Annotated in this window: 30 protein-coding genes and 1 pseudogene; 18 read left to right on the top strand and 13 right to left on the bottom strand. The window is 70.0% G+C overall.

Annotated features, from left to right (window positions below):
* Nucleotides 1-14 precede the first annotated feature (14 nt).
* The gene (locus ABZU43_RS14445; protein ID WP_355006990.1) at nt 15-302 is read right to left on the bottom strand and encodes a helix-turn-helix domain-containing protein; all 288 of its coding nucleotides are present in this window, start codon (nt 300-302) and stop codon (nt 15-17) included.
* Between the two features lie 146 nt (nt 303-448).
* On the opposite strand from ABZU43_RS14445, the gene ABZU43_RS14440 reads away from it, so the two are divergent.
* The 7 genes and pseudogenes from ABZU43_RS14440 to ABZU43_RS14410 all read left to right on the top strand — a co-directional run bounded on the left by ABZU43_RS14440 (nt 449) and on the right by ABZU43_RS14410 (nt 7,379).
* On the top strand, nt 449-1,453 hold the full coding sequence (locus tag ABZU43_RS14440) for a nitronate monooxygenase (RefSeq protein WP_355006989.1): 1,005 nt from the start codon (nt 449-451) through the stop codon (nt 1,451-1,453).
* A complete protein-coding gene (locus ABZU43_RS14435) occupies nt 1,453-2,091 on the top strand; it encodes an HAD-IA family hydrolase (protein WP_355006988.1) in 639 nt (212 codons plus the stop codon). The genes ABZU43_RS14440 and ABZU43_RS14435 overlap by 1 nt, the downstream gene beginning before the upstream one ends.
* Before the next feature lie 412 nt (nt 2,092-2,503).
* The gene (locus tag ABZU43_RS14430; protein WP_355006987.1) at nt 2,504-4,795 is read left to right on the top strand and encodes a tetratricopeptide repeat protein; all 2,292 of its coding nucleotides are present in this window, start codon (nt 2,504-2,506) and stop codon (nt 4,793-4,795) included.
* The gene (locus tag ABZU43_RS14425; RefSeq protein ID WP_355006986.1) at nt 4,792-5,205 is read left to right on the top strand and encodes a DUF4279 domain-containing protein; all 414 of its coding nucleotides are present in this window, start codon (nt 4,792-4,794) and stop codon (nt 5,203-5,205) included. Before ABZU43_RS14430 ends, ABZU43_RS14425 begins: the two co-directional genes overlap by 4 nt.
* A 188-nt stretch (nt 5,206-5,393) precedes the next feature.
* Nucleotides 5,394-6,044 (top strand): hypothetical protein, encoded by a 651-nt coding sequence (locus tag ABZU43_RS14420; protein ID WP_355006985.1) that lies wholly within the window; start codon nt 5,394-5,396, stop codon nt 6,042-6,044.
* A 113-nt stretch (nt 6,045-6,157) separates the two neighbouring features.
* A pseudogene (locus ABZU43_RS14415) lies at nt 6,158-6,588 on the top strand (DUF6196 family protein).
* A 98-nt stretch (nt 6,589-6,686) separates the two neighbouring features.
* Nucleotides 6,687-7,379 carry an HAD-IA family hydrolase gene (locus ABZU43_RS14410; protein WP_355006984.1) on the top strand — a complete coding sequence of 231 codons (693 nt, stop codon included), beginning with the start codon at nt 6,687-6,689 and terminating at the stop codon, nt 7,377-7,379.
* Nucleotides 7,380-7,449: 70 nt separating this feature from the next.
* Here the strand turns inward: ABZU43_RS14410 and ABZU43_RS14405 are convergent, their stop codons facing one another.
* Nucleotides 7,450-7,683: a holin gene (locus tag ABZU43_RS14405; RefSeq protein ID WP_088990712.1), complete on the bottom strand. Its 234-nt coding sequence runs from the start codon at nt 7,681-7,683 to the stop codon at nt 7,450-7,452.
* Nucleotides 7,684-7,986: 303 nt separating this feature from the next.
* On the opposite strand from ABZU43_RS14405, the gene ABZU43_RS14400 reads away from it, so the two are divergent.
* The 3 genes from ABZU43_RS14400 (at nt 7,987) to ABZU43_RS14390 (ending at nt 10,105) form a co-directional block, all read left to right on the top strand.
* Entirely contained in the window at nt 7,987-8,667 is a 681-nt protein-coding gene (locus ABZU43_RS14400) for an NAD(P)H-binding protein (RefSeq protein ID WP_355006983.1), read from the top strand.
* 6 nt (nt 8,668-8,673) lie between these two features.
* Complete coding sequence (locus ABZU43_RS14395) at nt 8,674-9,525, top strand: sigma-70 family RNA polymerase sigma factor (RefSeq protein ID WP_355006982.1); 852 nt, start codon at nt 8,674-8,676, stop codon at nt 9,523-9,525.
* Nucleotides 9,526-9,697: 172 nt separating this feature from the next.
* Entirely contained in the window at nt 9,698-10,105 is a 408-nt protein-coding gene (locus tag ABZU43_RS14390; RefSeq protein ID WP_355006981.1) for a nitroreductase family deazaflavin-dependent oxidoreductase, read from the top strand.
* 87 nt (nt 10,106-10,192) lie between these two features.
* On the opposite strand, the gene ABZU43_RS14385 is transcribed toward ABZU43_RS14390, so the two are convergent.
* Nucleotides 10,193-11,020: an SAM-dependent methyltransferase gene (locus tag ABZU43_RS14385; RefSeq protein WP_355006980.1), complete on the bottom strand. Its 828-nt coding sequence runs from the start codon at nt 11,018-11,020 to the stop codon at nt 10,193-10,195.
* Nucleotides 11,021-11,333: 313 nt separating this feature from the next.
* Between ABZU43_RS14385 and ABZU43_RS14380 the strand changes: the two genes are divergently transcribed.
* Both ABZU43_RS14380 and ABZU43_RS14375 read left to right on the top strand, forming a co-directional pair.
* Nucleotides 11,334-12,518: a cellulose binding domain-containing protein gene (locus ABZU43_RS14380; protein ID WP_355006979.1), complete on the top strand. Its 1,185-nt coding sequence runs from the start codon at nt 11,334-11,336 to the stop codon at nt 12,516-12,518.
* Nucleotides 12,519-12,527: 9 nt separating this feature from the next.
* Nucleotides 12,528-13,670, top strand: a complete 1,143-nt coding sequence (locus ABZU43_RS14375; protein ID WP_355006978.1) for a glycosyl hydrolase 53 family protein — start codon at nt 12,528-12,530, stop codon at nt 13,668-13,670.
* A gap of 278 nt (nt 13,671-13,948) precedes the next feature.
* On the opposite strand, the gene ABZU43_RS14370 is transcribed toward ABZU43_RS14375, so the two are convergent.
* From ABZU43_RS14370 to ABZU43_RS14355, 4 genes are all read right to left on the bottom strand, one after another.
* Nucleotides 13,949-14,554, bottom strand: coding sequence for a hypothetical protein (locus tag ABZU43_RS14370; protein WP_355006977.1), 606 nt, complete (start codon nt 14,552-14,554; stop codon nt 13,949-13,951).
* On the bottom strand, nt 14,554-15,849 hold the full coding sequence (locus ABZU43_RS14365; RefSeq protein WP_355006976.1) for a GAF domain-containing protein: 1,296 nt from the start codon (nt 15,847-15,849) through the stop codon (nt 14,554-14,556). The genes ABZU43_RS14370 and ABZU43_RS14365 overlap by 1 nt, the downstream gene beginning before the upstream one ends.
* A gap of 193 nt (nt 15,850-16,042) precedes the next feature.
* Nucleotides 16,043-16,399: a hypothetical protein gene (locus ABZU43_RS14360; RefSeq protein WP_355006975.1), complete on the bottom strand. Its 357-nt coding sequence runs from the start codon at nt 16,397-16,399 to the stop codon at nt 16,043-16,045.
* A gap of 151 nt (nt 16,400-16,550) precedes the next feature.
* Entirely contained in the window at nt 16,551-16,994 is a 444-nt protein-coding gene (locus tag ABZU43_RS14355) for a MerR family transcriptional regulator (RefSeq protein ID WP_355006974.1), read from the bottom strand.
* Nucleotides 16,995-17,031: 37 nt separating this feature from the next.
* Here ABZU43_RS14355 and ABZU43_RS14350 point away from each other — a divergent pair, with 37 nt between their 5' ends.
* A complete protein-coding gene (locus ABZU43_RS14350) occupies nt 17,032-17,937 on the top strand; it encodes an oxidoreductase (RefSeq protein WP_355006973.1) in 906 nt (301 codons plus the stop codon).
* 66 nt (nt 17,938-18,003) lie between these two features.
* Here the strand turns inward: ABZU43_RS14350 and ABZU43_RS14345 are convergent, their stop codons facing one another.
* A complete protein-coding gene (locus ABZU43_RS14345) occupies nt 18,004-18,867 on the bottom strand; it encodes a TIGR03620 family F420-dependent LLM class oxidoreductase (protein WP_355006972.1) in 864 nt (287 codons plus the stop codon).
* 153 nt (nt 18,868-19,020) lie between these two features.
* On the opposite strand from ABZU43_RS14345, the gene ABZU43_RS14340 reads away from it, so the two are divergent.
* Nucleotides 19,021-19,554 carry a hypothetical protein gene (locus tag ABZU43_RS14340; protein WP_355006971.1) on the top strand — a complete coding sequence of 178 codons (534 nt, stop codon included), beginning with the start codon at nt 19,021-19,023 and terminating at the stop codon, nt 19,552-19,554.
* A 1-nt stretch (nt 19,555) separates the two neighbouring features.
* On the opposite strand, the gene ABZU43_RS14335 is transcribed toward ABZU43_RS14340, so the two are convergent.
* On the bottom strand, nt 19,556-20,203 hold the full coding sequence (locus tag ABZU43_RS14335; RefSeq protein WP_355006970.1) for a response regulator transcription factor: 648 nt from the start codon (nt 20,201-20,203) through the stop codon (nt 19,556-19,558).
* Complete coding sequence (locus tag ABZU43_RS14330; RefSeq protein ID WP_355006969.1) at nt 20,200-21,306, bottom strand: sensor histidine kinase; 1,107 nt, start codon at nt 21,304-21,306, stop codon at nt 20,200-20,202. Before ABZU43_RS14330 ends, ABZU43_RS14335 begins: the two co-directional genes overlap by 4 nt.
* A 138-nt stretch (nt 21,307-21,444) precedes the next feature.
* Here ABZU43_RS14330 and ABZU43_RS14325 point away from each other — a divergent pair, with 138 nt between their 5' ends.
* Both ABZU43_RS14325 and ABZU43_RS14320 read left to right on the top strand, forming a co-directional pair.
* Nucleotides 21,445-22,038, top strand: a complete 594-nt coding sequence (locus ABZU43_RS14325) for a CDP-alcohol phosphatidyltransferase family protein (protein ID WP_355006968.1) — start codon at nt 21,445-21,447, stop codon at nt 22,036-22,038.
* Nucleotides 22,035-22,505, top strand: a complete 471-nt coding sequence (locus tag ABZU43_RS14320) for a hypothetical protein (RefSeq protein WP_355006967.1) — start codon at nt 22,035-22,037, stop codon at nt 22,503-22,505. Before ABZU43_RS14325 ends, ABZU43_RS14320 begins: the two co-directional genes overlap by 4 nt.
* Nucleotides 22,506-22,518: 13 nt before the next feature.
* Here ABZU43_RS14320 and ABZU43_RS14315 read toward each other — a convergent pair whose 3' ends face one another.
* Both ABZU43_RS14315 and ABZU43_RS14310 read right to left on the bottom strand, forming a co-directional pair.
* A complete protein-coding gene (locus ABZU43_RS14315) occupies nt 22,519-23,172 on the bottom strand; it encodes a response regulator transcription factor (RefSeq protein ID WP_355006966.1) in 654 nt (217 codons plus the stop codon).
* Nucleotides 23,169-24,269 (bottom strand): histidine kinase, encoded by a 1,101-nt coding sequence (locus ABZU43_RS14310; protein WP_355006965.1) that lies wholly within the window; start codon nt 24,267-24,269, stop codon nt 23,169-23,171. Before ABZU43_RS14310 ends, ABZU43_RS14315 begins: the two co-directional genes overlap by 4 nt.
* 191 nt (nt 24,270-24,460) lie before the next feature.
* Here ABZU43_RS14310 and ABZU43_RS14305 point away from each other — a divergent pair, with 191 nt between their 5' ends.
* Nucleotides 24,461-24,862: a DUF6069 family protein gene (locus tag ABZU43_RS14305; protein WP_355006964.1), complete on the top strand. Its 402-nt coding sequence runs from the start codon at nt 24,461-24,463 to the stop codon at nt 24,860-24,862.
* A complete protein-coding gene (locus ABZU43_RS14300) occupies nt 24,859-25,314 on the top strand; it encodes a hypothetical protein (protein WP_355006963.1) in 456 nt (151 codons plus the stop codon). Before ABZU43_RS14305 ends, ABZU43_RS14300 begins: the two co-directional genes overlap by 4 nt.
* Nucleotides 25,315-25,330: 16 nt before the next feature.
* Here ABZU43_RS14300 and ABZU43_RS14295 read toward each other — a convergent pair whose 3' ends face one another.
* The gene (locus ABZU43_RS14295; protein WP_355006962.1) at nt 25,331-26,173 is read right to left on the bottom strand and encodes a LysR family transcriptional regulator; all 843 of its coding nucleotides are present in this window, start codon (nt 26,171-26,173) and stop codon (nt 25,331-25,333) included.
* Nucleotides 26,174-26,242 lie beyond the last annotated feature (69 nt).

Genomic DNA, 26,242 nt, shown 5'->3' with positions numbered 1-26,242 from the left:
GACGTTTCGCAGGTTCAGGCCTTGTCGTCCACGCTCAACGTCGAGGACCATGCGTCGGACCAGCGAACGAGCGGGCGCAAGGCCTGGTAGGCGCCACGGCCGAGGTCGGTGAGCGCATAGGCCGTGTCCGCCTGCTGAGCGACGAGGTGGGCGTCGAGCAGTTCGGTCAGCCGCTGCCGCAGAACGCTGGATGACATGTTGTCGCAGCGCTGCTGGAGCGCGCGGAAGCCGACCGGCCCATGCTGCAACTCCCAGATGATGCGCAGGTTCCAGCGACGCCCGAACAGGTCGAGGGCGGCCATGAGGGGTCGTCCGGTACTCGATCCGCGTACCGGCTTGCCCGGCCTGGGTGCCGTCATCGCCTGCGCCGCTCCTCTTGATGCTTCGATATTCGATACAGTACCGTCCGACGTACTGGTTCGATTTCCGAAGCGATCGGGGCTGCTTCGTGAAGCGATTGCGCACTGCGTTGTGTGACCGGTTGGGCATCGATCTGCCAATCATTCAGGCGCCCGTTGGTTCCGCGGCGGTACCGGAACTGGCGGCGGCGGTGTCCGAGGCCGGTGGTCTTGGCATGCTGGCGTTGACGTGGCAGACCCCCGATCAGGCACGGCGGAGCATCCTGCGTACCCGGGAGCTCACCACCCGGCCGTTCGGGGCAAACCTGGTTCTCGACTTCCCGGTGGACGATCTGCTCACCGTGTGCCTGCAGGAGAAGCTGCGGATCATTTCCACCTTCTGGGGCGACCCGTCGCCGGTGCACGGCCGGATTCACCGGGCCGGCGCGCTGCACCTGCACACGATCGGTGACATCGCCGAGGCCGTGCAGGCTGTCACGGCCGGGGTGGACGTCGTCGTGGCCCAAGGCTGGGAGGCAGGTGGTCACGTCCGCGGCGGCACGACCACGATGTCCCTGGTGCCGGCGATCGTCGACGCGGTCGGGCCGGTGCCGGTGGTGGCTGCGGGAGGCATCGCGGACGGGCGTGGCGTCGCGGCGGTGCTCGCTCTCGGCGCCCAGGGCGCCATGCTGGGCACCCGCTTCCTGGCCGCTGCCGAAGCCGCCACCCACGAGGTGTACCGGCAGCACCTGATCGCGGCCACCGGAGCGGACACCGTACACACCGTCTGCTTCGACGGCGGATGGCCGAACGCCACGCATCGCGCGCTACGCAACACGACCCTTCAGCGTTGGCAGGCGGCCGGCTCGCCGCCCGCCCCACTGCGACCCGGCGAGGGTGATGTCGTCGCCATCGACGCGTCCGGCGAGAGCCGACCTCGATACGAGGACCTGATTCCGATGCCCGGGATGACCGGTGACCTGGCAGCCATGGCCCTGTACGCGGGTCAGTCCGTGAGCCTCGTCCACGACGTCCTGCCCGCTGCCCGACTGCTCCACGACATCGCCGGTCAGGCCGCCGCCACCGTCGACCTGCTGCAGAGCCAGGCGACGTGATGTCCATTCCATCTGCGGTGTTGTTCGATGTCGACGGCGTGCTGGTCGACTCCTATCCGGCATACCGGCGGATCTGGAGTCGATGGGCGACGCTGCGCCACCTCGACCCGGACCTGGTCTGGTCCCATACCCACGGCCGCCGGCCCGTCGACACCATCGCGGTGGTGGCCCCGCACCTCGACGTTGACGCCGAGTACCGGCTCGTTCGAGAAATCATGGCCGCCGAAGGCGACGCCTTCCCCGTCTACCCCGACGCCGCCGCCGTGTTGAGGCTGCTCGATGGTTACCCGTGGGGTGTGGTCACGTCGGGTCGAACGCCGACCGTGAAGCAGCGGCTGCGTGCTGGCGGCCTGCCGGATCCTCCCGTCCTGGTTGACAGCAGCCAGGTCCGGCGCGGCAAGCCGAGCCCCGAGGGCTATCTGCGCGCGGCGTACCTTCTCGGCACCCCCGCAGCGAACTGCCTTGTGATCGAGGACGCTCCCGCCGGAATCGAAGCAGCCCGGCTCGCTGGCATGACGGTCGTCGCCGTCCGCACCACACACCCTGCCGGCGAACTGACCGGCGCCCACCACCGTGTCGACACCCTCGGGGACACGATCCCCCTCCTCGCGGACTGGCTGAACGGGCCTCGACCATGAACGAGGTGACCGAACAGATCGATCTGGTGGTCCTCGGGGCAGGCCCGGGCGGCTACGTCAGTTCGGCTGTCGCTGGTTCTGGAAGTCGTTGGCCCAGCGACAGAAGGGTCCTCGCGCTGTGCCGAGCCGCAGGCAGCCTGCCCGCTACCATCCACGCGTGACACGAGCCCGTCGATGGATGCGGTGGATCTTTCTCGTCAGTGGTGCGGTCTTTCTGGCGACGGGTGGCTACTGGCTCTTCACCACAACCCGGGCGCAGGCCAACGGGCAGGCGGGTTGGACCGGTGGGTTCATCGCGGTAGCTGGGTTGGCGTTCGGGATGGCCCAGGTTGTTCTCGGCGCCTTGGCGCTGCGCCGACAGCAGCCGGCCCGAGGCGTAGCGCCGACCGTGGCACCCCCGGGAACACCAGGGATGATCTCGCTTGCCGTGCCGGAGCCAGCCGCGTTCACGCGGGGCCGTGACGAACTGGTCGGCGAGCTCACCGGGCTCAATCGCGGGTGGTACCAGCCGGCGGCGCGGGTACGGGTGCTGCACGGCATGGGCGGTGCGGGCAAGAGCACCGTGGCTCAGCTGGTGGCCAGGCGATTCGCCGATCGTAAGGGAAAAGTCTGGTGGGTCTCGGCGGCGAACGCCACCGCCCTGCAGACCGGCATGCGGCAGCTCGTCGCCGATCTCGGCGCCTCCGATCACGACATTCAGCGAGCCTGGTCCGGGCTCACCGGCGCTCCGGATCTGCTCTGGAGGCTCCTGTCCGCCGTTCCCGGACGCTGGCTGCTGGTCATCGACAACGCCGACGACACCCGGTTGCTGGGACTGGACGGTGAGCCGGTCACGTCCGCTCGGGGGTGGGTCCGGCCGGTGCCGAACCGTCGGGGCTTTGTACTGATTACAACTCGCGACGGCGACCCCGAGGTGTGGAACTCCACCTGGTGCCGAATGCACCCGATCCCGATGCTGTCCTCCTCCGACGGTGCGGCCGTACTGCTCGAACATGCCGGGAACCGCGCGGGTGGCGTACGGGAGGCCGTCGCACTGTCCCAGCGTCTCGGCGGCCTGCCGCTGGCTCTCGGTCTGGCCGGCCGCGCCCTGGCCGACGCACAGCAATTGCGGCTACCCGGCATCGCGACCACCTTCGCGGCCTATCAGGCCGCGATCGATCAGCTCGGCGGGCTCACCATCGGCGAGGCCGTAAGCCGTACCTGGGAAATGTCGCTCGACCTGCTCGACAGTCGTGGCCTGCCTGACGCCCGGTCGCTGTTGTGGCTCCTCGCAACCTTCGCCGACGCGCCGATTCCGACCGGGCTGCTGGGATCACCGTTGAATCCCCGCGATACGCAGGAGTTGCTGCGCGCCCTGACCACACTTGGCCTGATCACAGTCGAGGATGGCGAGCAGGACACGGCGAGCCTGCGCATCCATCCGCTCATCCGCGCCGCCGCTGATCCGGTGGCTCAGTTGAGCCTGGCGGTCACACTGCTGGCCGGATTCGCCGACGGCGACCCGGACGACTCCGGGCACTGGCCACAGTGGCAGGCCGCTGCCCCGCATGCCTTCCACCTGCTGAACCAGGCAGCCCGCACCACCGACACCGACCTGATCATCCGTGCCGCTCGCATTGCCGAAGACGCCGCCCGTCACCTCAATGCCACCGGGCTGTACGCCGTAGCCCTCGACCACCTGAGCGCCCTGCGGTCCATCCGGGAACGGGAGCAGGGCGCACACCATCCCGACACCCTCACCATCCGGTACCGCCTGGCATACACAACCGGATTCGCCGGCGATCCGGTGGCCGCCCGCGATCAGTTCGCCGCGCTGTTGTCCGCTCAGGAACGGGCGCTGGGCGCCGACCACCCGGACACCCTTGACACCCGCAACCAGCTGGCCCGCTGGACCGGAGAGACCGGCGACATCGTGGCGGCCCGTGATCAGTACGCGGCACTGCTGCCCGTCCAGAGGCGCATCCTCGGCCCAGAACATCCGGCCACCCTCGCGTCGTGGCAGGGCCTCGCTCAATGGACTGGCTGGGCCGGCGACGCAGCCGCTGCCCGCGATCAGTTCGCCGCGCTGCTACCGGTCCGGGAACGGGTACTGGGCGACGAACACCCGGACACGCTGGCCACCCGGCATCGGCTGGCCCAGTGGACCGGCTGGTCGGGCGACGCCAAGGCGGCCCGCGACCTGCTCATCGGCGTGGCCGACAGTTTCCGCCGGACACTCGGTGGGGAGCACCCGGATTGCCTGCACGCCCAACATCACCTGGCGCGCTGGATCGGATACGCGGGCGATGCCGCCGCTGCTCGCGATCGATTTGCCGCGCTGCTGCCCACCCGCGAGCACGTCCTGGGCCCGGAACATCCCAACACCCTGGCCACCCGCCATTGCCTTGCCCTCTGGATCGGATACGCGGGCGACGCCGCCGCGGCACGAGATCTGTTCGCCGCACTCGTCCCCGTCCGCGCACGCGTCCAAGGTCCGGAACACCCGGACACGCTGGGCAGCCAGCACGAACTTGCCTCTTGGACGGGGAAAGCGGGCGACCCCGAAGGCTCCCGGGCCCAATTCGCCGCGCTGCTGCCGGTTTGCGAACGGGTGCTGGGCACCGACCATCCCGACACCACCGACACCCGCCGCAAACTGATCGAGCTTCTGGACGGAACCACCAGGCCAATCCCCAACGGCGATCGCGGACAGTGGGATCCATGAGGACCATGGCGACCTATCGCCTTCTTGGTGCCGGGGACCGTACCGCCGCGCATGTGACGCAGCTTCTGGGCATCCAACCGAGCGTCTCGTTCGAGGCGGGCACACCGGTCGGCGCCAAAAGTGCGGCGACGCACAAGGAGTGCGGCTGGCTGCTCAGTAGTGCGGAAAGTCCTGAGAGCGACGTCGAACTTGCCGAGCCGTTGGAGGGCCTGCTCGACATTCTGGGGCCTGTGGCGGACCGGCTATGGCAGCTCGTCGAAGCGGGCTACCAGGCGAACTGGTTCTGCTACGTGGGCTCCCACGCCACGGAACATGCCGTGGAACTTGACCGCGACCTTCTCCATCGGTTGCTCAAGTTGCCGGGTGGCCTGTGGCTGGACGTCTACGGGGACGACGAGGGAGACCGCTGAACATGCTCTGCCTGCTGCGAGGATAGCGGCGGGCGCATCGCGGTACAGGCCGCCGACGGTTGCTGTCCTCATTCCAATGCCGCCGTATCGGCCGGTGTCGCCGCCCGCACCCCTTGACCCGTACAGGAGCGTCGGGATGGCCGGGGGCGAGTCGCATCACCGGCAGGCGTTGGGGGTACGTGCTGTCGATGCGCCTACATCCTGGTGAGGTCGAAGCCGGTGGCTGGCAGGTCGTGACCGTGTTCGACGCCGTTCAGCAGTTACGCGACGCATCACCACACGTCCGCGGGCGTCCGCGGGTGATCGCCATCGACGGCCGGGGTGGCGCAGGCAAGACGACCCTGGCTGGGAGGCTGCGTCAGGTGGAACCCAGCTCGGCCATCGTGCACACCGACGACGTGGCCTGGAACCACGCCTATTTCGACTGGGGCGGCATACTCACCGAGAACGTCCTGCGACCCCTGCACCGGGGGGAACCGGTGGACTTCCGTCCCGACGCCTGGACCAGTCACGATCGTGCCGGATCGATCATCGTCCCCGCCGACCTCGACTTCGTGTGGGTCGAGGGCACCGGCATTATCCGGGAGGAAGTCGCCCCGTGGCTGGACGCCTCGATATACCTACAGGGCGATCTTGACGAACAGGAGCGCCTGTTGGTCGATCGCGACGGGAACTCTTCCGAACAGCGAGAACACGTGGCGAGTTGGCTGCGGGAGGAACTGCCCTTCATGCTGCGAGAACAGCCGTGGCTCCGAGCCACCCTGATCGTCGCAGGCCCTTCGCCGGTGGATCACGACCCGGACACCGAACTGGTCGTAGCCCGACCGCCGAGCCTCTAGAACCTGAGCGCCGCAGCACTACCGGGTCGCGGATCAGATGAGCCGATGGGCTGGTCGGCGGCGGTGTGTGGAGGGCGACTGCGTTGGCTGGCGTCATCGGGCAAGATCGGCGCATGGTCAGTGTCAGCCAGGAGTCCAGTGACGAGACCGCGCAGCGGTTGCGGCGGGTCATCGCGGCCGCCGAGCTGGTCATGTTCGATGGTGAGTGGTCGTTCTTCGAGGCGCCGCTCACCCAGCCACCGGCCTTGACGGCTGACCTGCTGGCCGTGGTGCGCGACGAGGACCGCTGGTCCTGGCTGGCACCGGGTGCCGGGACCGATGGTGAGCGCTTCGCGGTGTTCTCGGTGCACTTCCCGCCCGACGTGGACAACAGCGGGTTCGTCGGATGGCTGGCCACCGAGTTCAACGCCGGCTGGGCACCGGCGTGTTCGTCATCTGTGGTCACAACAGCGAGCGCGGTGGCATCTACGACTACTGGGGCTGCCCGGCACAGGTCCGCGCCGAGGCCGCGCAGGTCCTTGCTGAGCTGCGCGCCGGTCGGTAGCCGTCCGCACCCGGTGGCCGATGTCTCGTACATCGGGAGGTTGCTGGTCCGACACCAGCACCAACCACCCTCAGTAGGATGCTGAAATGTCTCGGCCGGTGATCTTCGACCTCTTCCATACCCTGGTTCACGGTGCCGATGACGAGCGTGACCGGGTCGTGGGCGAGATGGCGCTCGTGGTCGGGGTGGCTCCGGCCGCGCTGGTCGCCGCCTATCACGCCAGCTGGCGTGACCGGCTGGTCCGGTGGGAGGTGGAGGAAACCGTCCGCATCCTTGCCGGACGCCTTGGCGGCACGCCAACCGACGAACAGGTAGCACGGGCCGGTGAACATCGCCGTGCCCTCGCGCGCCGGGTGTTGGGCGCTGTCTCGACCGCCACCCTGGACGTGCTCGACGTGCTGCGCGACGGCGGGCATCCACTGGCCCTCATCAGCAACGCCACCTCCGAGACCGCCGAGGCATGGCCGCAGAGCCCGCTCGCCCGCCGCTTCGACGTCGCGGTCTTCTCGTGCGAAGTCGGGCTTGCCAAGCCCGACCCGGCGATCTACCGCATCGCCGCTGAGCGCCTGGGCGTCGCGCCGGCTGAGTGCGTCTTCGTCGGTGACGGCGCAGACGGCGAACTGGCCGGCGCGGCAGCGGTCGGCATGACCGTGCTTCGTACGACTGAGCACAACGACACCGACCCGAGTTGGGGCGGACGTGCGTTCGCCAGCCTTGGCGACCTGTCGACCCTGCTGCACGAGCCGACCGTGCTGTCTTCCGCTTCGACGACTGACGGTCGGCCCGGCTGACCACCTCAGCGAGTGAGACGCCCCCGCCGACCGAAGCCAGCGGGGACGCACCGTTGGCAGCCGATTGGGGCTACTGCTCGGCGCCGACGAGGCTGGGCGAGTCGCCCTCTCCCGACACCTTCGCACTCACCAATGAGGTGAGCACCGACAGCACCGCCGCACCGGACGCGATCCCACCGGCCGCTGCCCAGTCCGCCTGCCACGCGTTGAACACGACGTCAGCGCCCCAGTAGAGCAGCAAACCCTGCGCGGCGCTCTTCACCGCCCGCTCGGCGGTGGCCTTCCAGAACTTTGTGGTGAACATCGTGGTACCTCCAGGGGGTTGTTCATCGGACGGTCCATACACCAAGAATGCCTGGTCAGAGGCCTTAAGTGCTTGCCGTGCTGTCCGGGGCGGCGAGGGCGACGCTGACGGCGCGAGTAGCCGGACACAGCTGACGCCGATCAGGGCTGTCGGCGGCCGTGAGGCAACGCCACCTGGTCGTCGGCTCCGTGGCTGATCGACCGAGTGGTTGGGTGTCCCCGCCGACCTGGCCTGTGGTTTGTCACAAACCAACCGCGACGATCGACGATCCTTTCGAAGCCACCTCGGAAGGGAGCAAACCGGATGCTTATCGTTGTTCTCGGTGCGAACGGAGGCACAGGCCGTCGCCTGGTACGGCAGGCGCTCGACGCCGGCCATGATGTACGGGCGGTGACCCGGCAGCCGCAGTCGTTCCCGGTCAGAGGCCCTGGCCTGGAGGTGGTGGCCTCCGATGCCACCCTGGAGGTCCCGCTGAGTGGTGCCGCCGTGGTGCTGTCGACGCTCGGAACGCCGTTCACTCGGCGACCGGTGAGGCTCTACAGCCAAAGCACCGCGGCTGTCCTGGAGGCGATGCGCCGCGAGGGTGTGCGGCGGCTCGTCGTTGTCAGTTCCAGCGCCACCGAGCCGCATCACCATGCCGATGGCGGGTTCCTGCTCAACCGCGTCATCCAGCCGCTGGTCACCGCCACGATCGGCAAGTCCACCTACGACGACATGCGGCGCATGGAGAAGTTGGTGCGGGACAGCAACCTCGACTGGACGATCGTGCGCCCGTCAGGGCTGTTCGACAGCGACAGCGTCACCCGCTACCGGCTGACCGAGAGTCGCTCTGACGGTATCTTCACCAGCCGCGCCGACCTGGCGGCCTGTCTCCTGGCCCAGGCCACCGACACCGCCTGGGTCAGGCGGACCGTGGCCGTCACCACCGACAAGGACACTCCGACGCTGTTGGCGATGCTGCGGCGGGAAGCGTTCGGGAAATAGGGACACATGGACGACCAGCAGTGGTTCGCCGAGCAGTTGGCGCAGCACCGCCCGCATCTGCGGGCCGTCGCCTATCGACTGCTGGGCTCGCAGGCTGAGGTCGACGACGCGCTGCAGGAGGCGTGGCTGCGAACGACGCGCGCCGATCCGACCGCGATCACCAACCCCGCGGCGTGGCTGACCACGCTCGTCGGGCGGGTGTGCATCGACATGCTGCGGGCCCGGCATGCGCGCCGCGAGCAGTTGAGCGCGACCTGGGAGCCGCTGGTCAGTGAGTACGGGGATCCGGAGCAAGCCAGCCTGCACACCGACGCGGTCGGCATCGCGCTGCTCGTGGTGCTCGACAGCCTCGAGCCCGCCGAACGGCTCGCGGTTGTTCTGCACGACATGTTCGGCATGCCGTTCGAGGAGGTGGCCGCCGTTGTGGGACGTACACCGGCCGCCACCAGGCAGCTTGCCAGCCGAGCCCGGCGGCGACTACGCGATGGCGCTCCGCAACCCCGGGCTGGCCTGCCTGCCCAGCGACGCGTCGTCGACGCGTTTCTGGCCGCCGCCCGCGCCGGCGACTTCGACGCCCTGCTCAGCCTGCTGGACCCCGACGTGGTGTTCCGCGCCGAGCACGGACGCCGTGCACGGCTCGCACCGGCCGTGCTCACCGGTGCCCGTGCCGTGGCCACCCGCGCGGCCGACGCCGGGCCACGGTTCGCGCGTCTCTGCGCCCCCGCGTTGATAGGTGGAGTCGCCGGGGTCGTCGCCCGTGACCGGCGCGGCCGGCCCGTCGCCGTCGTCGGCTTCACCATCCACGACGAACGCATCGTCGCCATCGACATGATCCTCGACCCGGACAAGCTCCGTTGATCGCCGACGGGCCCTGGACGGCCGTCCATCCATCCATTCGTCGGGCGGCGCCGCGGCCGGGCCGTACGCATCGTCGCCGCCGGCCTTGTTGGCACACCGTCGCAATGTCGTGCACCGATTGCGGCTGCCACAATGTGTCGACGGAGCCGGTGCGCGGACGCGGGGAGAATTCATGAGTGACTGGAACGACAAGATCATCGCGGAGTTTCGCGCCAACGGCGGGCAGGTCGGCGGTCAGTTCGCCGGCGCTCCGCTGCTGCTGTTGCACACGGTCGGTGCCAAGAGCGGCCAGCCTCGCCTGAGCCCGATGATGTACCAGACGGTGGACGGCGGCTATGCCGTGTTCGCCTCCAAGGGCGGCGCGCCCAGCAATCCGGACTGGTACTACAACCTGCTGGCCAACCCGAAGGTCCAAGCGGAGATCGGCACGGACAAGATCGAGTTGGTCGCCAGAGTTGCCGCCGGAGACGAACGGGAACGGATCTGGAGCGCGCAGAAGGTCGCGTATCCGGGCTTCGCCGACTATGAGCGGAAGACGACCCGCCAGATCCCAGTCGTCGTCCTGGAACCCGCGCCGTAGGCAGGGTCGGTACAACCACGTTCAGATCTGACACGTGAGCACGTCGGCGGGGGCGCCCCCGCCGACGTGCTCACCAGAAGACGGCGCCTACGGTTTGTGGGCGAGGAGCCCGACGAACGTGTGATAGGTGTCGGTCTGCACCGTAGTCGGTGCGTCCGGCTCTGGGCGCCACTCGGCCAGCGGCACCAGACCCGGCTCCAGCACCGTCAGCCCATCGGCGAACGAGAGGATCTCCTCGTCGGTGCGCCAGCGGCCGGTGCCGAGCGATTCGTTGAAGACCCGCTCGACCTCGCGGGCCTTGCGGGAGCCCTCCGGGTCTCGCTCACCCGGGTCGCGGAAGTGCGAGATCGCCACGTAGCTGCCGGAGGGCAGGGCGTCGATCAACGCGGCCGCCACCGCCTTCGGGTCCTCGTCGTCGCCGAGGTGATGCAGGATGGCGAAGAGCAGCAGGCCGATCGGCCGGTCGAAGTCGAGGAACCGGCGTACGTCAGGGTGGTTGAGGATCTCCTGCGGCTCCCGGATGTCCGCCTGGATCACCGTCGCGGTGCCCTCCGCGGCGAGCAGGGCCCGCCCGTGCGTCAGGACTATCGGGTCGTTGTCCACATAGACGACCTGAGCCTTCGGGTTCTGCTCGGTGGCGACCTCGTGCACGTTGCCCTGGGTGGGCAGCCCCGATCCGATGTCGAGGAACTGATCGATGCCCGCCTCGGTGACCAGGAACCGAATCACTCGACGCAGGAAGGCCCGGTTCGCCTGGCCGGCTGCCGGTCCGTCCGGTGTGATCCGCAGGGCGTGCTCGGCGACCTTCCGGTCGACCTCGAAGTTGTCCTTGCCGCCCAGGAAGAAGTCATAGACCCGGGCAACGCTGGGAATGTTGGGGTCGATGCCGGGGGGTGCCGCCTTGTCGCGGGTCACAGGCGTCTCCATTCGATCGGGATTGGCGCGGGCTCGGCTCTGCGGGCGGTGCCGGCGTTGCGGCGAGTGTAGCGATCGGAAGCATTGGATTTTGCCCCACTGGTATCGCTCCCAGCGAATCGCTCGACCGCAATCAATGGCGTCGGTAGGGACACAGTGGATCGTCGCCGACGTACGGCCACACCGCGCCGGAGCGACACGCTCCCGGCGATGGGGGAGAGGAGTGGCTATGGCCCGCAATGCGCCGGGTTGATCAGCGGCCGAGGCGTGAGACACGTTGGCGATCATCGATCTGTTGCTGCATCGTCGACGTGTGACAGGTGCTCCCTCGTCCTCGCTGATCGGCCGTCCGCGGCCGGGTCTGCTGGCCGCCGTCGTGCTGTCGACGGCGGTGCTCGCCAGCGCTCTGAGCGCCGCGCCGGCAGCCGACGCCGGCACCATGACGCCCGCCGCGTACCCGGCGATCGCCCCGGCGCCCGGTGGGGCCGCGGTGTCGGTCGCAGCGCCGGCCGGGACCGCCCCGCCACCGCCGACTGCGCCGTCCAGTACGCCGAGCACCTCGCCCGTTCCGCCGAGTGCCCCCACGAACCTGACCGCCAGCGAGGTCCGCAGCGCGTCGGTCACGCTCACCTGGACGGCCGCCACGTCAGGCTGCTGCGCCATCGCCGGGTACGACATCACGTACTACCAGGAGTTCGGCGACATCGTCTTCAGCGCCAGCGTCGGGGCCGTCACCAGCACCACGATCACCAGCTACCTTGGGGCGGGCCAGCAGTACACGTTCCGATTGATCGCCCGGGACAGCCTCGGGCAACGCTCGAACTGGTCGAATGCGCTGACAGTGGTCACCCCGGTGACGGACACCGGCCCGGACACCACCCCGCCGAGCGCGCCGCAGAACCTGACAGTCGGCGAGGTGACCGCCTCGACCGGCACGTTGTCCTGGTCGCCGTCGACGGACAACGTCGGCGTGCTCGGCTACAACGTCTACCGGTTCGACGGCTGGTTCACGTCGCAACTGGTCGCCACCGTGCCGGGTACCACGTACACGGCGCCGCTACCTGCGTCGGTGCCGCTGCGCAACCTGTACTACGTGCGGGCCCGGGACGCGGTAGGCAACGTGTCGATCGCGTCCAACACTGTCACCCTGCCCACGACGACGACCACTCCGCCGCCCTCGACCTGCCGGGTGACCTACCGGAACCAGTCCGAGTGGCAGGGCGGTTTCGTGGCCACTGCGACAGTCCACAACGCCGGGACGGCCCCGATCGACGGCTGGATCGTCACTTTCAGCTTCCCGGGGGACCAGCAGGTCACCTCGGGGTGGAACGCCACGATCGGCCAGACCGGGGCCGTCGTGACCGCTCGCAACGTCGACTGGAACCGCGTCCTCGCGCCAAACGGCTCTGCGACCTTCGGCGTGCAGGGGCGGTGGGGCGTCAGTGACGCGCCGCCGACCGGCTTCGCGCTGAACGGCGCTCCCTGCACGGTGGGCTGAAGGAGTCTCGTGAACACACATTCGGCCACACCCCACCACCGCCGTGCCAGGGCGCTGCTCGCGGCCGTCGCAGTCGGCGTCCTCGGCGTCGCCAGCACGCTCGGCGGCGCGCCCGCGCCCGCCTCCGCCGCGAGCACGCTCACCATGCGGGGTGCCGACGTCTCCTCGTTGCAGCGCAGCCTGGATCTGGGCGCCAGGTACTACGACGCCGGTGGCGTCGCCCGCGACCCACTGGACATCTTGAAGTCCGTCGGCGTCAACTACGTCCGGCTGCGCGTCTGGAACAACCCGGTCAGCGGCTACAACAACAAGAGCGCGGTGCTGGGTCAGGCGAGGGCGGCCAGGGCGAAGGGCCTCAAGGTGCTCATCGACTTCCACTACTCCGACACCTGGGCCGACCCGGGAAAGCAGTACAAGCCGGCCGCCTGGGTCGGCCACAGCCTCAGCCAACTGCGTACCGACGTCTACGCCTTCACCTACGACGTCTGTTCCAGCCTGCGGGGGCAGGGCACCCTGCCGGACAGTGTGCAGATCGGCAACGAGATCAACGTCGGGATGCTGTGGAACGAGGGCAAGGTCGTCAACAACGACTTCGCCCCGCTGGCCGGCCTGCTGAAGCAGGGCTACAACGCGACGAAGGCGTGCGGCAGCGGCATCCCGGTGATGATCCATACCGCCAACGCCGACAGCAACGCCAACGCCCGATGGTTCTACGACGGCATCCGAGCGCAGGGTGTGCAGTGGGACATCACCGCGCAGTCGTACTACTGCATGTGGCACGGCAGCCTGGCGAACCTCTACAACAACATCGTCGACCTGCGTGGGCGCTACGGCAAGCCGGTGGTGATCGTGGAGACCGCGTACCCCTTCACCCGGAACAACGCGGACAGCGAGCCGAACGCCATCGGCGACGCGACCTGTGACGGCATCAGCGCGACCTGGTCCGGGCAGGCCCAGGAGTTCGACTGGGTGCAGAACACCGCCCGCAACGCGGGGGCCATCGGCGTCTTCTACTGGGAGCCGACCTGGTACGCCGTCCGCGGCAACGGCTGGGACCCGGCCAACATCAACGGCACCGGAAATCAGTGGGACAACATGGCGGTCTTCGACTGGTCGGGGCGGGTGAACCCGGGCGTACGGTGGACGCCCTGACCCCGTCGGACGTGCGGCCACGGCTCCTGGCCACCGCCACGATCGCGAAGCGCTCCTCGACAGCCACCTGCCGATGCTCGACCTGGTCGACAGCCTGGCCAGTCGTACAACGAGCATCCCGACTACCGCAAGGAGTGGCGGCCCTAGCTGTTCGGCGGGCCACCCCTGGTGAGGCAGGTCGAGACGCGCGAGCTGCGTCTCCTGCTGGGTGACAAGGGGTACGCGCGAAAGCCGGTCGGAACGGAGGGTCTGCCTCGGGTTGGTTCGTCGCTCTCCGGCTATCTCGATCGAGCTGACGCGATCCACGGATGCCCGGGAACAACAGCGCTGTCCAGTGTCCGTGGGTCGATGCTCCACTGACCAGCGAGTGTGAGCACTGTTTCCTCATCCGGCCACGGCGAAGTCTCGTCATCGTCGTCGTCCCACGGTTCGTCCTCGTCAGGGGCTAACCCGACTCCGAGCGCCTGCTCCTCCAGCGTGCGTTCGCCGACGTCGAACAGTGCCTCGCCGCGCTCGCCGAGGTAGGCGAATGCTCGCTCCACCACGCCACCCCGGGCGCGCCCCCACCCGTGATATTCAACGACGCGATGAGTGCCGAAGTACTGCACCTCACCGAGCAGCCGGCTCAGCGCCGCCAGCCAAACGGCGAATCGGTCGTCTTCGGGGGCACAAACGTCTCTCGAAACGGCGAGCGTCCACCGGTCAAGCGGCGGCGTGAGCAGCCACTGGCCGTGGTCGTCATACGCAGCGGTGACCGCACCACGCCAGGTGGCGGGAGTGGGACGGCTGAGGTTCAGCGCGGCAGCGACGGTATCGGCGTCCCGGTCACGGACGGCGAGCCACTCAAGCTTGTAGCCGAACCCGATCGCGGCGTCGGGAACCATCAGCGGTTGAGGTAGGCGGTCAGGCCGCCGAGTTCCTCGCTGGCGATGAACACCGACCGCACGTTGAGGATGGCCTCCTCGACGTGGGCGGGGCAGCCCCACGCCGCGTCACCCCACGAATCGGCGACCTTGACCTCGGCTGGCGCCGTGCACCCGGCGGCGCCGCCGAGCTGGCAGTGCTCGGGGTGCGGCGCGGCAGCCTGCGCGGCCGCGGCGGCGCGCATCTGGGTGGCGAGTTCAGCCGCTACGGCGGCGCGCTGCTCAGCCTCGGCGCGCAGTTCCCGCTCCACGCGCAGCACCTTGGCCAGCTCGTCACTGGCGGACTTGGCGCGTGCCTCGGCGGCGAGTTTCGCCTGCTCGATGTGGTGGCGTTCGATGGCCAGGGCTGCCGTGCCGGCGAAGAGCCGGGTGAGGGCGATGTCGGTGTCCTGCGGGACGCGTGGGGTGCGGTGATACATCGCGAAGGTGCCCAGCAGGCCGCCGTCGCGGGCCAGGATCGGCGTGGACCAGCAGGCCGCCAACCCGGCCTGGTCGGCCAGCCCCCGGAAGTCGTCCCAGAACGGGTCGGTGGCGATGTCGGTGACGATCACCGGTTCCCGCCGGTGGGCGGCGGTGCCGCACGAACCGACACCTTCGCCGGTCGCGATGCCGTCGATGGCCTGGTTGTAGAAGTCCGGCAGGCTCGGCGCGGCGCCGTGGCGCAGGTGTCGGGCGTCGGGATCGGCGAGCAGCACGGAGACGAGCACCTCCTGCGGTGCGAGGTTCTCGATGCAGCGGGCCATCCCGTCGAGCACCTCGGTCAGGGGCGCCTGGCGGGCGATCTGCTCCAACAGGGCGCGGTGTTCGGCCATCAGCCGTTGGGCATGCTTGACCTGCGTGGTTTCCACGCCCAGCACACGGATGCCGGTCACGGTGCCGTCGGCGCCCCGGCGCGGCTCGTAGGTGAAGTCGAAGAACGCCTCCCGCGCCTGCGGGCCGCTGCCCAGCACCACCCGGACGTCACGGCCGGTGTACGGCTCGCCCGTGCGGAGGACCTGGTCCAGGAGCGCGATGAATCCCTGACCGGCCAGTTCAGGCATCAGTTCGGCGAGCGCGACCCCGATCCGGGCCCGCTCTTCGCCGATGGTGGCGAGGAACGCCGGGTTCGCCGTCTCCAGCAGGTGCTCTGGCCCGGCCAGCGAGGCGAAGACGGCGATGGACTGCCCGAACAGCGTCCGCAGGTCCTCCTCCGCTGCTTGCTCGGCAGCGGCCGGACGCGCAGCGGCAGTAGACCGTTGGCCTGGTACCGCGGTCATGGTGGGGGGTTCGCCTCTCGTCTGCGAATACGGGGACGTGTCACCGGTCGGTGCGGGTGGCCACCACTGCCCGGAAGGGGTTGGCTGAGGCCACCGCTGGTGCAGCGTACCCATGTGCCCGACATTCAGGTGTTACCCACCGACCAGACACCGCAACCTGACGCCCGACCGACGGCCTGATCTGGTCCGGCGTTCACCGGTGCCGGCTGCGCTCGGCGAGTTGCTTCAGGTTCAGTAACTGCCGCCGCGCCATGATCAGGTCGCCGACGGACAGCCCGGGTGCGGCCCAGCGGGGCGTCTGCATGACGACTTTGAGGAGCAGACGCGTGGTGTTCCGCTCCCAGGGCACCAGGACGTAGGACATGAAGGCGCCCATGATGGTGCTCGTGAGCTGCCTGCCGGGGTCGACCGAGACGATCCTCCCCAGCTTCCGTCCACCCGCAGTGGTGAACGCCTCTCCGACGTGAGGCTCGGGTAGGCCCTGCAACTCGCGAGGTGAGCGGCGGCCCAGGTTGTCGAGCCAGTCATACGAGTACGGGGCAAGCCTCACTTGGGCCACCCACGGCCACACCGCTGCGGGGGGCGCCGATACCGACACTCCCCGCCATGCCTGGAGAGCGGGTGAGACGACGAAGTCGTCGCAGGGATAGGACCGCGTCGTCTCGTTCCGGGTCACGCCCCACCGGTCACCGATCACGCATTCATCCTCCCGTCGCGGGATGGGGCTGCTCGTGCCACGGATCACCTGAGGCGCCGGCGGTGAGGTGCCGTTCGTAGCCGGCCACCTTGGCGTCGATGAGGTCGAGGCAGTCCTGCAGTTGGGTGAGCTGCTCGGTGACGTGGCGCTGGTGTTCGCGGAGCAGCTCGAGCCGTTCGGTCTCGTTGCCGCTGCCCTCGCGGACGAGTTGGGCCAGGCGGCCGATCGTCGTGAGCGGCATCCCGGAGGCCCGGAACTTCACACAGTTCGTCAGCCACTCGACGTCCCAGGCGCTGTAGACGCGCCTGCCTGACCCGTCACGGCGCACGTCGCTGGCCAACAGGCCCGCACGCTCGTAGAGCCGCAGAGTGTGCACAGTCAACCCGGTGCGCTGGGCCACCTGCCCGATGCTGAGGCCGCCGTCCGCCATGGCCTCGACCGTAGCCATTGACCTAGACCTCGGTCTAGCACCTAGCGTCCGCGGCATGACCTCCACCATGTTCGGTGCCCACAGCACTACTGCTGACGTCCTCACCGGAATCCACCTCACCGGCAGGACCGCCCTCGTCACGGGTGGTTACTCCGGCCTCGGTCTCGCCACGACCCGCGCGCTCACCCAGGCCGGGGCTCGGGTCGTCGTCCCCGCTCGCCGGCCCGACGCGGCGCGGCGGGCACTCGCCGATGTTGCCGGGGTCGAGGTCGACCAGCTCGATCTGGCCGACCTCGCTTCCGTCCACGCGTTCGCCGAACGGTTCCTGCGTGATCACCCCGCTCTGGACATCCTGATCGCGGATGCCGGAGTCATGGCCTGTCCCGAGACGCGGGTGGGGCCCGGCTGGGAGGCGCATTTCGCGATCAACCACCTAGGCCACTACGCGCTGGTGAACCTGCTGTGGCCCGCACTCACCACCGCCAGGGCGGCTCGTGTCGTCTCGGTGGCCTCCGGGCGCGACCCGGCGTGGCGGATCCGGTGGGACGACGTGCAGTTCGCACGCGGCTACGACAAGTGGGAGGCGTACACCCAGTCCAAGCTCGCGAACATCCTGTTCGCCCGCCACCTCGACATGCTCGGCGCGACGCACGGCGTCCGCGCCTTCTCTGTGAACCCCGGCTGGATCCTCACCCCTCTGCAACGACACCTCGCGGTCGAGGAAATGGTCGCCGCCGGCTGGATGGACGCGGAGGGTACTCCCGCGCCCGGCCTGTTCAAGACGGTCGAGCAGGGCGCGGCGACCCAGGTGTGGGCCGCCACGTCACCCCATCTCGACGCGAAGGGCGGCGACTACTGCGTGGACTGTCGCACCACCGATGGCAGCCCTACCGACAGCGGCGAAGCGGCCCGGCTCTGGGCGCTGTCGGCCGACCTGACCGGCCTCGACCTCGTCGGGTGAGCCTGAGTGGTGTCGCGGCGCCTCCACCACAGGCATGCCCCGATCGTGCCGCCGGGGTTGCGGAGGTCAGATCAGGGCCGCGCCGAGGGCGCGGAACGCGTCGGCGGGGAACGCCTTGTCGTCGCCTCCGTTGAGCACCTGGATCGCCACCTCGTCCGCGCCGGCCTGGTAGTGCTTCTCCAACCCGGCCACCACCTCTTCGACGGTGCCCCACGGGATCAGGGCGTCGACGAGGCGGTCACTGCCGCCGTCGGCGAAGTCCTCGTCGGTCCAGCCGAACCGCCGCAGGTTGTTGGTGTAGTTCGGCAGCGCGAGGTATCCGCTCGTGTACTGGCGGGCGGTGGCACGCGCGGTGGTGGCGTCCGCGTCGAGGACCACGGCGACCTCGGGAGCGAGCAGCCGGTCGGGCCCGATCGCCGCCCGGGCTTCGGCGGTGTGCTCGACAGGGACGAAGTACGGGTGCGCCCCGATCGAGCGGTCGCGGGAGAGTTCGAGCATCCGCGGGCCCAGTGCCGCCAGGATGCGCCGCTCGGGCGTAAGCCCGGCCGCGTCGAGGCCGTCGAGGTAATCGACCATTCGTGAGTACGGCTTGCGATAGTCGGTGCCGCCACTTTCCACCACCACCGCGTGGCTGGCGCCGAGACCGAGCAGGAACCGGCCGGGGTGCGCCTGCTCCGCGTCCTTGGCGAACGCCGCCGCCTCGGCTGGCGACGAGTGCCAGATGCTGAGGATCCCGGTCGCGACCCCGATGCGCGTGGTCCCGTCCAGGATCTCCCGGAAGCGGGGGGCGACGTTCTCGCCGAACCCACCGGAGAACCAGATTCGGGAGTAGCCGAGGCTCTCCAACTCCGTCGCGGCGTCGATGGCCGCGCCCTGACTCTCGCTAGCAAGGAAGAACGGTTGCCATACGCTCACGAGTCGTTGTGCCATACCGGAACCCTACGACCCTCAGCCGGTGACCGCTTCGGGTAACGCCGCCAAGGCTGATCCCGACGGCTGGCCGCGGTGTGGCCGGGCAGGGTTTGTGGGGCCATGAGCCGAGCCGGTTCACGGTAGGTTCGCGACATGGGTTCGATCTGGTCGGTGACCGTGCGGATCGGTTCGCTGTGGATCCTGACGGTGCTCCTCCTTGTGCTGTTCGCGCACGGCCTGCGTGTCGAGTACCTGCCGATCGAGGCGCTCACCGGCATCGTGTGGGCGGCGCTGCTCGGCACGGGCGCATTCCTGTCGAGCAGGCTGGCGAGGTCAGGGCGCGTCAGGAGCGCCACCGTGCTGCTGTGCGTCGCGGCCCTGGTCGCCTGCGACGTGGCGGTCGTCGTCGACAGTGCGTTGATCTACGACGGGGCCGGTTACTGGACGCTCGACGCTGGTGCCGGCCTGCCGTATTCCTACGCGCCGTTGTGGTACCCGGCGTCGCTGCTGCCGGGGATCGACATCGTCGGCATCGATCAGGCGACCATCACCGCTGGTGATGTCGAGTGGCAGGCGGAGCACGTCGCTCCGGTGGCCGTGGTGTTGACCATCGCGTCGGCCCTCTTCATCGCATTCGTGGCGCGAACGCTCTTCGGAGGTTGGCAGGCCAGCCCGGGAAGCCGGCTGGCACCCGCCGGCTCCTGAGTCACGGTGTGAGGCCGGCCTGGATCGCCAGGATGGCGGCTCCTACACGATCGCGGCTGCCGGTCTTGGCCAGCACGTTTGTCACGTGGGTCTTCACGGTACTCATGGACAGGTAGAGGCGTTCGGCGATCTCGTTGTTGTTGAGCCCGGCGCCGATCAGGGCGAGCACGTCGGTCTCCCGAGCGGTCAGCTGGTAGGCCGCCAACTCCACCTGGGTGGCCGGCCCGGTGGCGCGGACCCGGTCGAGTACGGCGCCGGTGACCTCGGCGGAGAGGACCGCCTCGCCGGCCGCGACGGTGCGCACCGCGGCGATGAGGTCGCGCGCGCTGGACCGCTTGAGCAGGAATCCGCGTGCGCCGGCGGCGATGGCGTCCAGGACGTAGGCGTCGTCGTCGAAGGTGGTGACGACGATGACGGCCGGCGAGTGTGGGATTCTGGCCAGCTCGCGGGTGGCTTGCAGGCCGTCGAGTACCGGCATGCGGATGTCGACGAGGGCGACGTCGATGCGGGAGTCGCGCCGCACCGCGTCGAGGAGCTGCCGGCCGTCGGCCGCCTCGGCCGCGACCTGGATGTCGGCTTGAGATCGCAGGATCAGGCTGAAGCCGTCCCGGACCAGTTCCTGGTCGTCGGCGACCGCGACGCGGATCACGGGTTCACCACCGGCAGATTGGCCTGCACCACTGTGCCTCCGCCGGGGCGCTGGCTCAGCTCCCAGCTCCCGCCGCGCGCGGAGACGCGTTCGGAGATGCCGAGCAGACCCGAGCCTTTCGTGGCTGCGCGGGGTGGGCCGATGCCGTCGTCGCTGACCCGCAGGCGAACATGGTCGCCGACCCGGATCAGCTCGACCCAGGCCGCCGTGGCTCTCGCGTGCCGGGAGATGTTGGTGAGGGCCTCCTGGGCGATGCGGTAGGCCGTCAACACACCGATCTCGTCGAGGCCCGGGTCGGGGTCCAGCTCGACCCGCACCGTCACGCCCTGTTGGCGCAGCGGCTGGGCGAGGAGCTCGTCGATGTCGGACAGGCGCGGCGGCGCGCTCACCGCTATCGATGCGGTGGGATCGCGCAGGTGCACGACGAGCGTGTCGAGCTCGCTCAGTGCGGTGCGGCCACTACCCGCGATCGCCCGCAACGCCGCCCCCGGATCGTCACTGAGCTGGCCCGCCTCGGCCTGCACCACCATCGCGGTGACGTGGTGGCCGACCACGTCATGCAGCTCGCGGGCCAGGTTGGCACGCTGCTCGCGCCAGGCCGCCTCCTCGCGTAGCTCGCCTGTCTCCTGAGTCAGGACGAAGCCACGTGACCACGATCGGAACAGGACGGCCAGGAGGTAGCCGGCCGTCACGAAGAAGAGCGGCTGCTCGTACACCCCTCGCTCGTTGAGCAGCGCGATGGTGAGGGCGCCGGCCGCGCCGATCAGGCCAACCACCCACCCCAGCCATGGGTGTCGGGCCGGGTCCTCGCAGACCGAGACGAACACCAGGCCGGCTGCCGCGAGGCCCAGCTGCACCGACTCTCCGGTGCTCACGATCGCCACGAAACCCGCGCAGACCGCGAAGACCAGGGTGCGGTAGCGGGGGCGCAGCGCGGTGGCCCCGAGGCCGACCGGCAGCACCAGCCACGCCCAGCCCGCCGGCACGGACACGCCGTCCTCGACGGTGGTGACCACGGCCGCGATGATCAAAGCCGCCGCAGCGTACGCGAGCCGGCGCACCCGCCCGGGGTCGCGCAGCCGTTCGCGGATTCCAGTCAGCACCAGCACAGTCTCCGTGACGGGCCGGAGGACCGGCCAGTACCCGGGTACCGGATCGGCCGGCACTTCGGTACCGCCCTCGGAACCAGAACGGCACTGCGGAACGTTCCGCGAGAACGCTCGCCGGACGACTCTGCGGAGGTGACTCTCGTCGACTCCCGCGCTGCCATGACCGTCGGCCCGCTTCGCACGGTTCCCAACTACATCACCGCCGTTCGCACGGTCGCCGCTGTCACCGTCGGGATCGTGGCCCTCGTCTCCGGGTCGGTGGCATTGATGGCGGTATCGTACGGTATCTACTGGCTCGGTGACGTCCTCGACGGCTGGGCTGCCCGCCGACTCGGCCAGGAGACCCGGGCGGGGGCCGTCTTCGACATCGTGAGCGACCGGGCGTGCACCGCCGTACTCTGCGTCGGCCTGGTGTCCCTCGTGCCGGACATCGCGGTCGTGGCAGTGGTCTTCCTGCTCTCGTTCCTGGTGCTGGACACCATGCTGTCGCTGGCGTTCCTGTGCTGGCCGGTGCGCAGTCCCAACTACTTCCACCTGGTCGACCGGCGGGTGTGGGCGTTGAACTGGTCGCCGCTGGCCAAGGTCGCCAATACCGCCGGCGTCATCGGCGCCATCGCGTTCGGGCAGTACCTGCTCGCGCTGGGCGTGGCCGTCGCCGTCGTGGCGGTCAAGCTGTGGTCGGTCGCCGCGGTGGTCCGGCTGCTCGAACGGGACGGCCGGGCATGAGCAGCCTCGTCGAGGCCGTGGTGGCGCTCGGCTACGGTGTCGCGTCGGCGCTCGTCCCGATCGTCAACGCCGAGGCCTACGCCGTGGTCGCCGGGCAGCGGGGCGGCCACGCTCTCGTCGCCGTGCTCGCCCTGGCACTCGGGCAGACCGCCGGCAAGCTGCTGCTGTTCGAGTCGGCGCGTCGTGGGTCGGGGCGGCTGGCCCTGAAGATCGCGAAGCGGGCGAAGTCAGGTCGCGCGGCGACTCGGGCCGCGCGGTGGACCGAGCCGATCCGACGCTGGCTCTCCCGCCGCCGCACGGCCCTGCCGACCGTGCTGGCCTCCGCCGCGGTCGGAGTTCCACCGCTGGCCGTCGTCAGCCTCGCCGCCGGCACCGCGGGCCTTCGACGCTGGGAGTTCGCCGTCGCCTGCCTCTCCGGGCGGGTGATCCGTTTCGCATTGCTCGTGCTGCCAGCGGTGCTGGCCTGACCCCGGCTCCCCGTCAGAGGAGCCGACCGTCGTGGGCGAGCAGGGCGATCTGGGTGCGGTTGTCGAGGTCCAGCTTGGTCAGGATGTGCGAGACGTGCGCCTTCACGGTCGTCACACTCATCAGCAGCTCGCTGGCGATCTCGGCGTTGGAGCGCCCCTGCGCGATGGCCAGCACGACGTCGCGTTCCCGGGGCGTGAGCAGGGCCAACCGCTCGTGCGCCTGCTCGTAGGACTCGGCCCCCGACGCGACCCGCTGCATGAGGCGGCGCGTCACGCCCGGCGACAGCATCGGGTTGCCGGCCGCCACCGAGCGAACCGCCTGGCTGATCTGCTCGGGCGGGGTGTCCTTGAGCAGGAAGCCGCTCGCTCCGGCTCGGAGCGCCCGCAGCACGTGCTCGTCGGTGTCGAACGTGGTGAGCACGATGATCTCGGGTGGCCGGTGGCGGCGGCGCAGGCGCTCGGTGGCGGTGATGCCGTTGACGCCGGGCATCCTGATGTCCATCAGCACCACGTCGGGCAGGTGCCGATCCACCGCCGTGATCGCCGTCGCGCCGTCGGCGGCCTCGCCCACCACGACGATCCCGTCGGCGCCGTCGAGCATCAGCGTGAGCATTCCCCGTACGAGAGGATCGTCGTCGACGATGACGACCCGGATCGGAGCCGTCACCTCGGCCACGGCAGCCACGCGGTGAGGTGGAACCGACCTCCGGCGTCGACGTGGTGGGCGACCCGACCGCCGGCGAGCGCAGCCCGCTCGGCGAGGCCGATCAGGCCGGTACCGGCGCTACCGGCGGCACCGTTGTCGGGCGTGGTCGGGTTGCTCACCGCGATGCTCAGCCCGGAGCCGGGCGCGCCGCCGAGCACCAGCCGGACCGGCTGACCGGCGGCGTGTTTGCGGGCGTTCGTCAGTGCCTCCTGCGCGATGCGGTACGCGGTGCGGCCAACAGTCGGGGGGATCTCGACCGGCGGGCCGAACGGGTCGTCGACCTCGATCTGTTGCCCGGCCGCCCGCGCCTCGTCGACCAGGCGCGGCAGGTCGGCGAGGGTCTGCCCGGGTGGCGCGTCGGTCGGCGACTCGGTGTCGTCGCTGCGCAGCAGGGTGATGACCTCGCGCAGCTCGTCGAGGGCGTGGTGTGCGCTGGCCCTGATCACCCCGGCGGCGGCGCTGAGCCGCTCCGGCGGCGCGTCCGGCCGGTACTCCATCGCGCCGGCGGCCGCCGCCAGCAGGGACAGCCGGTGGGCCAGCACGTCGTGCATCTCCCGCGCGATCCGGTTGCGCTCCGCCGCCCGCGCCTCGTCGACCCGTCGTTCCTGCTCCCGCTCGGCCCGTCGGGCCCGGTCGCGCAGCGCTGCCAGCAGGGCGTTGCGGGCCTGCGCCCAGGTGCCCCAGCCGAGCAGGGCCGCGTAGGCGATCGTCATCAGCACCAGCCGCCACCCGTACGGAAGGCTGGGCACCGGCCGCCAGAGCGCCTGCACCGCCTCGCCCGCCACGCCGACCGCCGCCACCGCCGCCGCTTGCCGAAACGGCCGGTTGCGCGCGATGAACAGCACCGCGAAGCTGGCCACCGGCGTGGCCACCGGAGACAGCGCGACGAGCAGGCCGGCCAGCACGCCACCGACCTGCGGGCGGCGGACGACCACGGGGACGAGGGCCAGGGAGGCCACCGCCAGCGCGACGTCGAGGCCGACCAGGCCGGCGGAGCTGGAGCGGGTGGCGGACCACAGCATGGTCGCGACGAGGACGCCGATCGCCACGGTCGTCACGACCACCGGGACGGAACGCCACGTCCGCGGCGGCCTGACCTCGCACGTCGCCGCATCCACATGGCGCACGCTACTGGGCTCGCGGCAGGCAGGACCACCTCCTTTGGTAGTACGCCGGGCCGCCAGTGGACGTACCCGCCGCGGCGTCTGGACCGACGCGTCCGGCCCGGCCCGGTCCACAGACTCAGGCCATGACGAACAACCTTCTCCTGGGACGGGCCGCGGTGACGGCCGGCGCGATCGTGGTGGCGGTGGTCGAGTTCGCGCTCCTGCGCTCGACGGCCGGCGTCGACCTGGCGGTCAGGTCGGCGAACTCGACCCGACAGATCACGGTGGCAGCGGTCATCGTGGCCACCGCCGTCGCGGCACTGGTCGGCTGGGCGCTGCTCGCGGTGCTGGAACGCCGCACCAACCGCTCCCGCGTCTGGTGGACCTCGATCGCGGTCGCCGTCCTGCTGCTGTCACTCGTGCTCGGGCCGCCGAGTGGCGTCGGCGGGGGAGCGAAGGCGACCCTCGCGCTGCTGCACGTGAGCGTCGGCGTCATCCTCATCCTCGGCCTGCCCCGGTCGCGCCCGGACAGGGCGAGCCGATGACCACGCTGACCGTACGCAAACAGGGCGGGGCCTTCGTCCTCGACTCCGGGGCGCGCGCTTCGCTGCGTACCGGCTGGACCTGGCGGTGCGGCGAGATCCGCACCGGCACGGGCCGCTGGACTGTCGCACCGACCGACCGCCGACGCATCGGGTTCACCGCCCAGGGCGAGCACGGCGTGCCGGTGCGGCTCGACCCGCGCCGGTCGCACGTGCCAGGGCCCGGCGGGGTGGCCCACTGGGTGCCCGGTCGCTGCGGCGGTGAACTGGTACGCGACGGGCACCGCCTCGCGGTACGCCTCCCCGGTCGACGCGGCGGGCCGATCCGCGTCGACGTCACCGGTGAGTGGGCCGAGCTGGAGCTGGTGGTGCTCACCGCCTGTTTCGCGCTGACGAGTCAGCGTCGGCGACGCACCCTGATCATGATGGCGGTCGTCAGCGGGGCGAGTGGGTGACCCCCCAGACGCGTGCTCAGACGAGGCGACGGAGCACGGTCTCCACGGCGTCGATCAGCGGATCACCATCGGTGCGGGGGTGCCGGGCGAGACCGAACTCGACGTCCGGCAGGACGGGCAGGGCATCGGTGTCCCGGCAGATCATGGCCGGTTCGAGGTTCGCGGGCATGAGCGCCGCCACGCCCAGCCCGGCCCGTACCGCGGCGAGCACCCCGACCAGGCTGTTGCTCTCGAAGGCCACCCGCCAACGCCGATCGGCACGCTCCAGGGCGTCCAGCACTGACGTACGCCAGGAGCACGGGTTGGAGAAGAGCACCACCGGCAGCGGGTCGGCGGCCACGTCCACACCCTGCCCGGTCGCCCAGACCAGCGGGGCGCGCACCGTCCAGCGGGGCGGTCCGGGAATGTCCGGTACCGCGTCGAGCACGAGTTGGACGCGTCCCGCGTCGTACGCCTCCCGCATGGCGGCGTTGGAGCAGCTGAGCACCTCCAGCGTCGCGCCGGGATGCAGCCGGGCGAGGTCGGCGAGGGCCTGCGGAAGGTGGGACGCGGCGAGGTCTTCGAGCAACCCGACGCCACAGTGGCCGGTGAGCGCCCGGCCGGTCTCGGCGAGTGCCTGTGCGGAGAGCGCGAGGATGCGTTCGGCGTACGGCAGGATCTCTTCGCCCGCACGGGTCGGTGAGACACCGGACGACGACCGGTGCAGCAGCGGTCGACCGACGACGGTTTCCAGCTTGCGCAGCTGTTGGCTGAGGCCGGGCTGGGTCTGCCCGAGCGCGGTCGCGGCACGGCTGATGCTGCCTTCCCGTACGGCGGCGACGAACGACCGCAGCAACGCGGTCTCCAGGTCCCTTGCCATAAGGATTCATTATGCCAGCCTCAACAAGATGACGTCTTCTTATGGCGTGTGGGCGGGGCTAGCGTCAGA

Origin of the sequence: Micromonospora sp. NPDC005205, assembly GCF_040608275.1 — a bacterium.
Lineage (GTDB): Bacteria > Actinomycetota > Actinomycetes > Mycobacteriales > Micromonosporaceae > Micromonospora.
This window is presented reverse-complemented; position numbering and strand designations above follow the sequence as displayed.

What these genes read in the sequence shown, in the direction of transcription:
- ABZU43_RS14370 (WP_355006977.1), bottom strand. Translation starts at nt 14,554, where the DNA reads ATGGTTCCCGACGCCGCGATCGGGTTCGGCTACAAGCTTGAGTGGCTC.
- ABZU43_RS14295 (WP_355006962.1), bottom strand. Translation starts at nt 26,173, where the DNA reads ATGGCAAGGGACCTGGAGACCGCGTTGCTGCGGTCGTTCGTCGCCGCC.
- ABZU43_RS14350 (WP_355006973.1), top strand. Translation starts at nt 17,032, where the DNA reads ATGACCTCCACCATGTTCGGTGCCCACAGCACTACTGCTGACGTCCTC.
- ABZU43_RS14430 (WP_355006987.1), top strand. Translation starts at nt 2,504, where the DNA reads ATGATCTCGCTTGCCGTGCCGGAGCCAGCCGCGTTCACGCGGGGCCGT.
- ABZU43_RS14425 (WP_355006986.1), top strand. Translation starts at nt 4,792, where the DNA reads ATGAGGACCATGGCGACCTATCGCCTTCTTGGTGCCGGGGACCGTACC.
- ABZU43_RS14390 (WP_355006981.1), top strand. Translation starts at nt 9,698, where the DNA reads ATGAGTGACTGGAACGACAAGATCATCGCGGAGTTTCGCGCCAACGGC.
- ABZU43_RS14365 (WP_355006976.1), bottom strand. Translation starts at nt 15,849, where the DNA reads ATGACCGCGGTACCAGGCCAACGGTCTACTGCCGCTGCGCGTCCGGCC.
- ABZU43_RS14420 (WP_355006985.1), top strand. Translation starts at nt 5,394, where the DNA reads ATGCGCCTACATCCTGGTGAGGTCGAAGCCGGTGGCTGGCAGGTCGTG.
- ABZU43_RS14300 (WP_355006963.1), top strand. Translation starts at nt 24,859, where the DNA reads ATGACCACGCTGACCGTACGCAAACAGGGCGGGGCCTTCGTCCTCGAC.
- ABZU43_RS14405 (WP_088990712.1), bottom strand. Translation starts at nt 7,683, where the DNA reads ATGTTCACCACAAAGTTCTGGAAGGCCACCGCCGAGCGGGCGGTGAAG.
- ABZU43_RS14305 (WP_355006964.1), top strand. Translation starts at nt 24,461, where the DNA reads ATGACGAACAACCTTCTCCTGGGACGGGCCGCGGTGACGGCCGGCGCG.
- ABZU43_RS14320 (WP_355006967.1), top strand. Translation starts at nt 22,035, where the DNA reads ATGAGCAGCCTCGTCGAGGCCGTGGTGGCGCTCGGCTACGGTGTCGCG.
- ABZU43_RS14395 (WP_355006982.1), top strand. Translation starts at nt 8,674, where the DNA reads ATGGACGACCAGCAGTGGTTCGCCGAGCAGTTGGCGCAGCACCGCCCG.
- ABZU43_RS14400 (WP_355006983.1), top strand. Translation starts at nt 7,987, where the DNA reads ATGCTTATCGTTGTTCTCGGTGCGAACGGAGGCACAGGCCGTCGCCTG.
- ABZU43_RS14435 (WP_355006988.1), top strand. Translation starts at nt 1,453, where the DNA reads ATGTCCATTCCATCTGCGGTGTTGTTCGATGTCGACGGCGTGCTGGTC.
- ABZU43_RS14355 (WP_355006974.1), bottom strand. Translation starts at nt 16,994, where the DNA reads ATGGCTACGGTCGAGGCCATGGCGGACGGCGGCCTCAGCATCGGGCAG.
- ABZU43_RS14345 (WP_355006972.1), bottom strand. Translation starts at nt 18,867, where the DNA reads ATGGCACAACGACTCGTGAGCGTATGGCAACCGTTCTTCCTTGCTAGC.
- ABZU43_RS14445 (WP_355006990.1), bottom strand. Translation starts at nt 302, where the DNA reads ATGGCCGCCCTCGACCTGTTCGGGCGTCGCTGGAACCTGCGCATCATC.